The sequence below is a fragment of the Rhodococcus sp. 1168 genome (assembly GCF_002091955.1).
Taxonomy (GTDB): domain Bacteria; phylum Actinomycetota; class Actinomycetes; order Mycobacteriales; family Mycobacteriaceae; genus Rhodococcoides.
Window position 1 is genome coordinate 350,153 of the sequence record NZ_MKKY01000091.1, and the last position, 11,368, is coordinate 361,520.

General features: G+C 61.0%; 10 protein-coding genes. 8 read left to right on the plus strand and 2 right to left on the minus strand.

Translation table 11 applies throughout. The features are described from left to right. The first annotated feature begins 1 nt into the window (after position 1). Positions 2–1,042 (plus strand): NAD(P)-dependent oxidoreductase, encoded by a 1,041-nt coding sequence (locus BJI47_RS22525; protein WP_088945779.1) that lies wholly within the window; start codon positions 2–4, stop codon positions 1,040–1,042. A 19-nt stretch (positions 1,043–1,061) separates the two neighbouring features. Here BJI47_RS22525 and BJI47_RS22530 read toward each other — a convergent pair whose 3' ends face one another. Continuing rightward, the gene (locus tag BJI47_RS22530; RefSeq protein ID WP_088945920.1) at positions 1,062–1,634 is read right to left on the minus strand and encodes a dTDP-4-dehydrorhamnose 3,5-epimerase family protein; all 573 of its coding nucleotides are present in this window, start codon (positions 1,632–1,634) and stop codon (positions 1,062–1,064) included. A 73-nt stretch (positions 1,635–1,707) separates the two neighbouring features. Between BJI47_RS22530 and BJI47_RS22535 the strand changes: the two genes are divergently transcribed. Beyond that, the gene (locus tag BJI47_RS22535; protein ID WP_088945780.1) at positions 1,708–2,853 is read left to right on the plus strand and encodes a transferase; all 1,146 of its coding nucleotides are present in this window, start codon (positions 1,708–1,710) and stop codon (positions 2,851–2,853) included. After that, entirely contained in the window at positions 2,850–4,298 is a 1,449-nt protein-coding gene (locus BJI47_RS22540) for a sugar transferase (RefSeq protein WP_088945781.1), read from the plus strand. The genes BJI47_RS22535 and BJI47_RS22540 overlap by 4 nt, the downstream gene beginning before the upstream one ends. 24 nt (positions 4,299–4,322) lie before the next feature. On the opposite strand, the gene BJI47_RS22545 is transcribed toward BJI47_RS22540, so the two are convergent. Continuing rightward, on the minus strand, positions 4,323–5,162 hold the full coding sequence (locus BJI47_RS22545) for a glycosyltransferase family 2 protein (protein WP_088945921.1): 840 nt from the start codon (positions 5,160–5,162) through the stop codon (positions 4,323–4,325). A gap of 256 nt (positions 5,163–5,418) precedes the next feature. Here BJI47_RS22545 and BJI47_RS22550 point away from each other — a divergent pair, with 256 nt between their 5' ends. The 5 genes from BJI47_RS22550 to BJI47_RS22570 are packed head-to-tail and all read left to right on the plus strand — an operon-like array spanning position 5,419 to position 11,367. Beyond that, the gene (locus tag BJI47_RS22550; RefSeq protein WP_088945782.1) at positions 5,419–6,480 is read left to right on the plus strand and encodes a glycosyltransferase family 4 protein; all 1,062 of its coding nucleotides are present in this window, start codon (positions 5,419–5,421) and stop codon (positions 6,478–6,480) included. Beyond that, positions 6,477–7,613, plus strand: a complete 1,137-nt coding sequence (locus tag BJI47_RS22555; protein ID WP_088945783.1) for a glycosyltransferase family 4 protein — start codon at positions 6,477–6,479, stop codon at positions 7,611–7,613. Before BJI47_RS22550 ends, BJI47_RS22555 begins: the two co-directional genes overlap by 4 nt. Positions 7,614–7,624: 11 nt before the next feature. Next, a complete protein-coding gene (locus BJI47_RS22560; protein ID WP_088945784.1) occupies positions 7,625–8,908 on the plus strand; it encodes a lipopolysaccharide biosynthesis protein in 1,284 nt (427 codons plus the stop codon). Continuing rightward, the gene (locus BJI47_RS22565) at positions 8,908–9,912 is read left to right on the plus strand and encodes a glycosyltransferase (RefSeq protein ID WP_088945785.1); all 1,005 of its coding nucleotides are present in this window, start codon (positions 8,908–8,910) and stop codon (positions 9,910–9,912) included. Before BJI47_RS22560 ends, BJI47_RS22565 begins: the two co-directional genes overlap by 1 nt. A 60-nt stretch (positions 9,913–9,972) precedes the next feature. Next, on the plus strand, positions 9,973–11,367 hold the full coding sequence (locus BJI47_RS22570; protein ID WP_254900751.1) for a hypothetical protein: 1,395 nt from the start codon (positions 9,973–9,975) through the stop codon (positions 11,365–11,367). Position 11,368: the final 1 nt, after the last annotated feature.

Below are 11,368 nucleotides of genomic sequence, written 5' to 3' on the forward strand. Positions count from 1 at the left end.
CATGCGTGTACTCGTCACAGGCCATCGCGGCTACATCGGGTCGATCGTCACTCCCCTACTTCGCGCCGCCGGCCACGATGTCGTCGGACTCGATTCGGGGTTGTTCGCTTTGTGTCTGCTCGGGCCGGCGCCCGAGAATCCTCCGGAGTTCGACGTCGACCTTCGTGACGTCACCGAAGCCCATCTGCAAGGAATCGACGCCGTGATCCACCTCGCGGCGTTGTCGAACGACCCGCTCGGGTCGCTTGCCCCTCAGATCACCCATGACATCAACCATCACGCATCGGTCCGGTTGGCACACCTCGCAAAGAACGCGGGCGTGCGGCGATTTCTGTATGCTTCGACCTGCTCGGTGTACGGCTCGGCGGGTGCTGACCTGGTGAGGGAAGATGCTCCCCTCCGCCCCTTGACGCCTTACGCGGAGAGCAAGGTTCGCGTCGAGGACGACGTGGCGGCCATCGCCGACTCGGGGTTCTCACCCGTTTTCTTGCGAAACGCCACAGCGTTCGGATTCTCGCCGTGCCTACGCGCCGACATCGTGCTCAACAATCTCGTCGGAAGGGCGGTGTTGACCGGCAAAGTCCGAGTCCTGTCGGACGGGACTCCGTGGCGCCCGCTGGTGCATGTGCAGGACATCGCGGCTGCGTTCACATACGCGCTTACCGCACCGACCGACAAAATTCACTGTGCTGCATACAACGTCGGCACCGAGGCCAACAACATGACGGTGGAACAGATTGCGGGAGCCGCAGCGGACGCAGTACCCGGATCCACGGTCCTCGTCACAGGCGATACCGGACCTGATCCGAGGTCGTACCGGGTGGACTTCTCGGCAATTCGCTCCGCTTTCGACGGCTACGACCCCCAGTGGAGCGTGGCCGACGGCGCCGCGGAACTGTACGAGAACTACACCCGCTGGGGACTCACCGAATACCTGTTTTCGGAACGATTCACCCGCCTGAACCATCTCGAAAAGCTCTTGGCAGCCGGCGTTCTCGATGCATCGCTTCGATTTCAGTTGATCGGTGCGGGTTGTGAATGACCTGCGGGGCTGCCGGCGCCTACGCCGACTCCATGAGCTGGGACCAACTGCCCGCCGCAGCGTCCCGAGTACTGACATGCGATACCGGCAACGGCCAGGGTATCGCGAGCTCGGAGTCGGAATATGCCACGGCGATGTCTTCTCGCGGGTCATGCTCTCGATCGATCCGATAGCAGACATCGGCGGTTGGGGTCAGCGCCTGGAAACCGTGCAGGAATCCCGAGGGAACGTAGAGAAGCGCGAACGCCACATCATCGAGAGTGAAAGCCTGCTGTACACCGAAAGTGGGCGATTCCCTTCTGATGTCGACCAGCACGTCGAATACTGCACCGTGCGAGCATCGTACAAGTTTGGCCTCTCCACGTCCCGACCGTCCGTGCATTCCGCGAACCACGCCCCGGTTCGATCTCGACTGCGAATCCTCGATGAAATCGCTGGCGCGCGTCGGAACTCGCCGGTTCTGTCGACTCTTCGAAAGTTCCGAGTCGAACAGGCGCGATTCGAAGGTCCGGGTGAACAGTCCGCGCTCGTCCCTGAATGGTTCAGGGGTGAACAGCAACACGTCCGCGAGTTCCGCAGTTTCGACACGCATGTAGTCATTCTGCCGCATCTCTGCAGGCGAAACAGGCAGATCCGGCACGCTCGGATTTCGAAAGTGTGACGCGATGGTCTGCAGAGGTTGCTCGTGCACCGAAACCGACCGAGTACTCGATCTCGGACGGGTGCCGGCCGCCGATTTCTTCCCACTCGCATCCACTCCGAACTCATCGGAGGAATCGGTCCATCCGCTCACGATGGCACTCTGCCGGGCCTGCGGTCTGGCGCAGCTCGAAGACGACGACACCACAGCTGAAGAACCACGCGGTATCGAACCGCAAGTCTTGCGGGATCAGGCGGCCCAGGCCGTTCGAATTGTCAGCGAAGCCGGCGCTCTGACGGGCGACACAGTGATGGAATTCGGCAGCCCGCACGGCGGTAGCTGGCTACCATTGCTCGCCGAGCGGGGACTGCGTTCGCCGCCGCACGCTACCAGGGCCGCGGTGGTAGTCGACTGTTTCGGAGCTATGCACGAACCAGACCAGCGCGAGGCCTTCCGACATCGGGCGGCAGCCACAGCCGACGACGGTGTGCTCCTGATCCAGTTCCATTCCCTACGCGCGATCGTCGGGGGCGGGCAGTGGAACGCGTTGCGCCACGGTCACTTCGCTTACTACTCGCTGACCGTCCTGCGCAGTCTGCTCGCGAACGTCGGAATGTGCGTCACGGCTGTGTGGGAGTTCGATCTGTACGGTGGCACCGTCTTGGTGGCGGCCCGCCACCGGCCAACCGGGCCGCTACCGGCCGACGTTCGTTGCATGCTCGCCGACGAACAGGCCGTAGGTCTCGGTGACCCTGTAGTGCTTCGTTCCCTGCAGCGCGCTGCGGACGAGCAAACAGCCGTGCTGTACGAGTGGCTGACCCTGATGGCCCGTCGAAATCTGCGCATCTTCGCGTACGGAGCCGCGTCTCGGGCTGTGCCGCTGTTCGCCAAGGCCGGTGTCGATCGCAGCCTCGTCACCGCCGTCGCCGATGTCTCTCATGCCAAGCAGACGCGGCGGATGCCCGGCACCGATGTGCCGATAATCTCCCCCGAGCAGTTGGTCGAGGCCCGCCCGGACCACGTTCTGCTCACCCTGCCCGAACTCCTCCCCGAGGTACGAAGTCGGATTCCAGCACTCGCCGGGCGATGGGTGGTCCCCCCGACGCATGCAGTCGGCGATGAATTCGGTGCATACCGTACGACGGGCGTCCGACTGGCGGCGGAATCATGACCACAGCGTCCCGTCGGACAGTGCTCGGCGCCCATCGCCCCCGTCCGCGGACCACTACGACCTCCACCGCCCGCCATGCCACCGGCATCGTCCCGATTCCCTCGGACACACCCAGCCGGCTGATCAGCCGGATCAGTGCGCACGTTGACCTCTACGCGCTGGCCGGCGATCTGATCGTCCTCCTCTTGGTCTGCTGGTTCGTTCGGATCGATTACCCGGTGCCGGCAGCTCTGATGCTGGTGTCTGCCATGGCAGTGATGGGCGGATATCGCACCCATCTGACGCTGTCGGTGCTCGACACTCTGCCGCGGACGGCGATGGCCAGCGTGTTGGCGTCTGTAGGAACGCAATTGGTGTTGGCGTCGAGGACCGAACTGATGGACGCAATAGAGTTGACCGTCGTAACACTTGCTGCGGTGATACTTTCACGAAACCTCACCTATGGAGCAGAACGATTCCTCAGGAGGAAGCTCACTCGTCGACACCGCACGGTGATAGTAGGCAGCGGTTCGATCAGTTCGATGCTTGCGGACAGCATGGTGGCGGAGCGTTCGTGCGGACTCGAGCTGATCGGGGTACTCGACGACTCTCCACAGATCATGACCGACAAGCGATCGGTGGCGGTCCTGCCTTTGCGTGGCCGCCTGAACAGGTTCCTCACCACTGAACACGTAGATACGGTCGTACTCGCCTTTTCCACGATCCGTGACAGCGACATGCTGAGCATTCTGCGCACGTGCGATCGCATCGACTGCGAAATTTTCGTTGTGCCCCGGTTGTGGGAAATGACAGCAGTGTCCGGTGACATGGACCGTATCGGCGCGATCCCATTGACCAGAGTCCGCAGAGCAGCGCATCGGTCACTGACGTGGGGCGTGAAGCTCTGGACGAGCCGGGTACTGAGCGCAGCGCTGCTTTTGTTGCTGTCGCCGCTGCTTCTCGCCACCGCTGCCGCGGTCTATTTCTCCGACCGTTCGGCACCGATCTTGTTCCGACAGGAACGTATCGGGCTGGATGACCGCAAGTTCGAACTGCTCAAATTTCGCACGATGAAACCAACCAGCGAGGATGAGTCGGCGACGAACTGGTGCATCGCCGACGACACACGCGTCGGGCGCCTCGGTCGGATCATGCGAGCGACCTCGCTCGACGAACTGCCCCAGTTGTGGAACGTCGTCCGCGGCGACATGACTCTCGTCGGACCACGACCCGAACGTCCGTATTTCGTTGCAAAGTTTTGCGGGACCATCCCAAACTATTCGGCACGCCATCGCGTGCCCGCAGGACTTACGGGATGGGCCGCGGTGAACGGGTTCCGCGGAGACACCTCGGTCGAGGAGCGAGCTCGCTACGACAACTACTACATCGAAAACTGGGGACTGTGGTTCGACGTCAAGATCATGCTCCGAACGTTGTCCGCGGTCCTGATGATGAAAGGTCGATGATGCATCGAGCGGAGGCCTGTCGACTTACACACCGACTGCGGGGTGACGCGGTACGAGGGCGTTGGCTCGCACCACTACCCGCGCGAAAGCGGCTCGCACCAAACGCATGTCACCCGCCAATACGTCGGCACCGGTTACGAATTCCGGGTATTCGCGCGCGATGCGATGATGAAATCGCAGCAATTCCGACAACTTGCTGTAGGTCGAGGTTTGGCTACACAGATTGAACGTCGAGTCGCGCCACGCGGCGACACGTTCCGAAATCCCAAAGAACATGCCGCACACACAGACTCGCGCGAACAGGTCCACGTCCATGGGAAACACAAGGTCTCCGCGAAATCCACCTACACTGTCGAAGTTCTCTCGCCGGAACATCGCAGCAGCTGTAGGACCGAAGTCGGCGGGGCCTCGGCGAACGATGAGTCGCATCAGTGATCGCGGGGTCTGGAGTCCCTCCAAGCCTGGTACACCGAGTCCAGCCTCCCGTACTTCACCGGCCTCGTCGATCACGTCGAACCGTGCGGACGATATCGCGATTCCTCGGTCGTCCATCACGCGTACCTGTGACTCCAGCGATCCGGGAAGCAGGATATCGTCCGCGCAGACGACCTTGACCAGCTTGCCGGTGGACAGTGCCACGGCCTTGTTCCAGTTGTCCCCGATGGACAACACGACTTCGTTGCGGATTACTCGCACACGAGAATCGTCGACGGAATGCGCAATCACGCCGGTGTCGTCCCCGCTCGCGTTGTCGAGCACGATCACCTCTACATCGACATCCTGGCTGAGAATCGACCGCAAGGTCGTGTCGAGGGTGCGGCCAGCGTTGTACGCGGGAACGCAGATTGAGACCGAAGCAACCATTGCGCCACACCCACTTGCCGATTGCGCATCGAGATCGTATCGAACGATAGCACGCGTCGTCGCATCCATGCCTTCGAAAAGCAGAGTGCAAAAGTTTACAACGGAAGTCGCACAACGACATCGAACGCCACCGCACCGCGGTAGAGTTCGATCATTCGGTACCGAATGGATCGAAACTGCAGCACCCGACAACGACAGCCGTCACATGAGACTCAACTCGTATTCCGCGCAGTCCTCGAGAGTTATCCGGCTCCACATGACTGGATCGGAGTGGAACTCGGCCGTTCCTGGTGGATTGAATCGATATTTCACCGACTTGTACTGTGCACTGGACCGACGCTCCGACATCGAGGTCTCCGCGGTGGCGTTCGGCAGCCCCGTGCCAGGAGGGCAGTCCTGGGGCAGCGTCGGCGGATCAACACTGCGCCGTTGCTCGACAGCTTTTCTCGACCCTACGGCGTTGCCCCGCCGTACTGTCATCGACCGACACTTCTGCCTCTACGGACGCTCGGCGATGACGTATCCCGGCAATCATCGGCTCGTGGTGCATTTTCACGGCCCATGGGCAGACGAAAGTCGGATGGCGGGTTCGACGGAGATCGCGGCGCGGGCCAAGTACATGATCGAGCGAGTTCGCTATGCCGGCGCCGACCGATTGGTGGTGCTGTCCAACTACTTCCGGCAATTGCTCGTCGAGCACTACCGTGTACCGCCAGACGACATCAGTGTTATTCCACCCGGTGTCGATCTCGACCGCTTTCGCTCGACCGACAGAGAGCATCCCGCACCGATGGTGCTGTGCGTCCGGCGTCTCGAACGCAGGATGGGAATTCATGTGCTCATCCGATCCTGGCGATCGGTCGTAGCGGCACACCCCGATGCTCGCCTCGTCATCGTAGGTACCGGCACCCAGGGATTCGCGTTGCGCTCCCAGGCCGCGGAATCCGGTTGCGGGGGGTCGATTTCGTTCGAAGGCCACGCCACCGACGAGCGACTGACCCAATTGTACGAACAAGCAGCCCTGACCGTCATCCCCTCGGTCGCGTTGGAGGGGTTCGGTCTTTTCGCACTGGAATCCTTGGCCTCCGGTCGCGCTCCGATCGTGACCGAGTGCGGTGGTCTTCCCGATTCCGTCAGAGAACTCGACGCCTCCCTGATCGTTCCGGCCTCGGATGCGGATGCACTCGGAGATCGAATCGTTCGTGGATTGAACGGGCAGGTTCCCGGACCACAGCAGTGTCGGGCCAGGGCGGAGTCGTTTTCGTGGGAATCGTCCTCTGCGCGCCACATTTCGATGTACGAGAAATTAAGCTCATGACCAAGGTTCTTTTCGTCACCCACACTGCCGCGCCGTCCGGTGCAGAGTTGGCCACACTTCGCCTGGCAATTTCTCTGCACGACATCGACGTCGGTGCAGTGTTCACCGAAGACGGGCCGATGGTTGCGCGCATGCGTGCACAGGGGATCGACACTGTGGTACTGCGCAACACCTTCGACAGCCGTTCGATCACAATCGCGAACCGGACACCCCGTCGACTCATTTGCGGATTCGTCGGTCTCGTCAAATTAGGCTGGGGGGTCGGTGCGGCAGCCAGGGATTTCGGAGCGACCGTCTTGGTGGCGGAGAGCACCAAAGCACTGGTAGTCGCCGCCGTCGCGGCGCGACGTGCGCACTTACCGCTTGTCTGGCACGTGCACGATCGGATTTCCGTTGCGTATTTCGGGCGCATCCTGTCAGTCCTCATCCGGATGTTCGGATGGGTGTTCAGCCGCGGGTACATTGCCAACAGCAGATCCACGATGAGCCTGCTCTTCACCTGGCGCAGAGAATCGCTCGTCGCCTACCCCGGTGTGCTTCTCGACGATCTGGACGATCGAGAAGATCAACGCGATCCGACAGAAACGATCGTCGCCGTGGTGGGTCGCCTGACACCGTGGAAGGGTCAGGATCTCTTTCTGCGTGCACTTGCCGATGTGACAGTGCGTCCTAGGCTCGTCTACCTCGTCGGGGGAACATTTTTCGACGAGGAGCCATTCCGTGACGAACTCAGGCGCCTGACTGCGACACTCGACCTGCCCGTTACCTTCACCGGGCACGTCGACAACCCTGGCGTTTTCATGGGACGCGCCGACATTCTGGTCCACTGCTCGGTCGTGGCAGAGCCGTTCGGGCAAGTCGTGGTGGAAGGCATGCATGCCGGCTGCGCGGTCATCGCTACGCAGCCGGGCGGCACTACCGAGATCGTCGACTCCGGCGTGAACGGGTTGTTGGTCGATGGTGGTGATCAGCAACAACTCACCGATGCTCTGAATATCTTGATCGGAGACCGTGAACTACGTCAGCGACTGTCGGTCGCAGGCAGGCTGCGTGCCTCACAGTTCGACGTCTGCGTTTCTGCTCGCGCAGTAGGACTGTTCCTCGAGGACATCGCCTCGCGCGTGGCGAAATGAGAGGGGCAAGAATGCGCGAGGATCGGACGCTGAGCCGCCTTGTTGCGATCGTCCGCGACATCTGTTTCGTCAGCTTCGGAAAGTACGGCCAGTACCTCGTCACGGTCGTGACCCTCCCCTTGGCTGCGCGATTGCTCGGCACCGAGGGGCTCGGCTTACTGGCAATCGGCATGGCGTCTTACTTCATCGGTTCCATGCTCGTCGATTTGGGCATCACGACATTTCTTGCCGCCATGATGAACGGCGCAAACGTCAATCAGCTTCGGGGTAGCTATCTGGCAATCCGAGTGGGGACCCTCGGAGCTATCGGAATCGGCCTGATGACGAGCATCGTGATCGGTGTCGACATCCACGTGCACATGGTCTTGCTCGGGATGTTCGCGGGTGGGTTCTGGTCCATGTCGGAAGACTGGGTTCTGATCGGGCAGGGTCGCTTCGGTGCCTCCATGGCCTACCAGGGCGCAGGACGACTCGGATACCTCGTACTACTGGTGATCGTCCTACCGCAACTGCCCACTGCATCGGTCGCAATCCTGTGCCTTCTAGCCTCGTCCACCCTGACTGTGTCGCTGACCTGGCGAGACTCTTTCAAGAAGTTCGGCCGTCCGGAGCGTCCACGTCAGGTCAAGACGATTCTCAGAGTCGGCGTACCGGTTCTCACGTCGCGATTACTGGTGACGAGCTACGGCCAGGGGGCTGCGGCGGTGTATTCGTCCGTACTCGCCGCGTCTTCGCTCGGACTCTTCGCGGCCGGCGACAGGCTCGTACGCGCCGTCCAGTCGTTGCTCGACCCGATCGGCTTCGCGATGCTACCGAGGATGGCACGCAACAGCCAAGACACTCTGTTCTGGCGGCGCGCAGTCCAAGCACTGCTTGCGTGCGTATGTGCGGCCGCCCTGGCGACTGCCGCATTGTGGATGGCCGCGCCGACGCTGATCGACATGGTCTTCGGCAGCGCTTTCGCCGACGCTGTCCCACTGTTGCGGGTCGAGGTGCTCATTCTCCCCGCGACCGCTGTGTCTTCGTTCATCACCACCGCCATACTGCCGGTGCGACAGGACACTTCCGGTGTCTTGATCGGCGCAATCGTCGGAACTTCGATAGCCGCTATCGCGCTGTATTTCGCGTTTCGAACACACTCGGTCTGGGCGCTGGTCTACGGCACACTGTGCTGCGAGTTCATCGTCGCGTGCTGGTACCTCCTGAGGTTGAGGAGGCTCGTCGTACGTGACAGAAGCGCACGGAAAACCGAGCCGTGTTTGATCCACAGCGCCGTTCTCGAGGAGCATCTCTGATGAAAATCCTGTATATCGGTGACGATTGGGTCGGTAGCAATGCGCGTTCTCTTGCAAACGGTTTCCGCCAAGCGGGTCATGAAGTCGTCATGATCGACTCGACGTCGGTGACGCTTCCGAACCGGTTGTCACCACCCTGGATCTACTCGAAGATCAAGCATCGACGCGCCTCCTGGAGCGTCGATGCAGTTCACACCCGGATCGACGACATAGCTGCCGAGTTCCGGCCGGACATAGTTTTCGGCTTCAAAGCGATTCATCTGAACCAGCAACGACTACTCGATGTTCCAGCCAGACTGCACGTCCATTACAGTCCCGACGACGTTTTCAACCAGTGCAACACCACTCCCGGCTACCTCGAGTTCGAGGGCGAGTGGGACCTCATCGTCACAACCAAACGCTACAACGCACCCGAGTTGCTCGAGCGTGGAGCGCGGGCAGTGAAATTCGTCATGAGTGCTTACGACCCGGCCTGGCACCACCTCGCCGCGCGCCGTGGCGCGCGGCGGTACCTGATCGGCTTCATCGGCGCATGCCGTCCCGATCGTCGCGATCACGTTGTTGCGCTCGCAAGGCATTACGGCGCTGCGATGCTTGTCCGCGGGCCGGGTTGGCGGCGCGTTCCGGAGTTGCAGAGCACACCGGCCAGGGTCGGAGGGCCTGTGTACGGCGAGGACTTCTCGTCCGAGATATCCTCCGTCACAGCCAATCTCGTACTTCTCAATTCGGCGAATCGTGATACTCACACGTGCAGGACGTTCGAAGTTCCGGCGTCGGGTGGTCTTTTCGTGGGTGAACGAACCGCCGAGCATGCAGACCTTCTTGCAGACGGCACAGAATGCGCTCTCTTTTCGAACCAAGACGAACTGAGAGCGATCGTGGACATGTGCGAAAAGTGGCCTGACAGAGCACACAGGATCGCCGAGTCGGGGTACCGCCGCATCGTGGGGGGCAGTCACCGATATGTGGATCGAGCTCGGGAGATCGTCGATGCGATCGGGTAGCGCTGTTGTCTCGTGCAGCGCCTGGAACTCCGACAGCGCCAGCGAATCGGAGCCCCAGCGATGAACGACGCCGTATACGAGGTTCTACTCGTCGTCGGAGCGCTGACGACGATCACGGTGGCCGCGATGCGGATCAAAGGAATCGTCCGTGTCTTTCTCATCGCTCAAGCTGCGTATTGGAGCTTGTCCTACGTGGTGCGGCCCATCGTTCTCCTGTGGGTGCAACCCCAACCTACCTATGGCGACAGCGTGGCCGACCCGCGGTTGTCCACCATCGGGTACGACCGCGGGATCTCGTTGATCCTTCAACCGGTGGTGTTCGGATTGTGGACCCACGCAATCGTCGTAATCGGATACACGATCTGGATTCGACGGCGGGCAGACGGCAACCGGAACACAGTCATTCAGCCGCGATCGATCGCGGATGGCAATTTGATCCCTACCCTCTGGACTGCTTTCGGAATTGGGATGTTTGGACGCGCGCTCCTGTACGCAACCGGTTCCAGTGCCACAGCCGGTCAGACGCAAAGCTCCAACCCCATCCTCAGTTTCATCACACTGATGGCGGTCATCGGAACCCTGGGGCTCATCGTCTTCCTTCGCCTCGACAATCCCCGGGTCACTTTCGCAGTTATTGGATGCCTGACGATCATTGAGCTGCTCTGGACGGTCGCAGTCGAATCGAAGACACCGATCATGGGCGCCGCCTTGGCGATCGCAGTTCGTTTTGCGCTTACCGGGTGGACGAGGGTCAAGATTGGTGCAATCGCGGCGATTTCGGTTTTGGGAATCGCTGCATTCGGGTGGCTCCAATCCTTCAAAGCATCCGATCTGGCGAAATCACAATCCGCGGTGCTGGATGCAAGCTATCCACAGATCCTGCAGCCATTTCTGAGCATTCTGCGACGGTTCGACCTCTTGGAGGCCGCGACGGACAGCTACTACATGGGGGGCCGTCCATGGCTCACGATGACAGAAGTCGCCCACCATGTGATCTTCAGTTTCGTGCCCGAACAGTTGGTCGGGGGGACCAAGTTTCATGCGGGGACCGCGTGGGCGAACGAGGTTCGTGGCGCGTCCGTCGATATGTCGAAAGTATCGGTCTCGCTCGCCGAGGGAAACATCAACGAGGGTTTCGTCCTCGGCGGGTACCCGGGGGTGGCTGTGGGCGCGGTTTTCACGTTCGTGTTGGTGCTGAGTTGCGTATGGGCGCTGCGCACCCGACACATATTTCTCATCTCTATTGGTCTGTTGATGATCGAGGTTCCGGTCTTCTTCGAACGTGGGATTCTCGGGAGCGCGGAACTGATCGGGAAGTCGGTTCAAGCAGCGGTGTTGATCTGGATCATCTATCTAGCTGTCGGGGAAGTTCGAAGGCGACCTGGGCAATCTTCGAATAATCAATCGTCGTATCTGGGCACACAGCTCCTCGATGCGGCGCGAGAGAAGGAGTAAG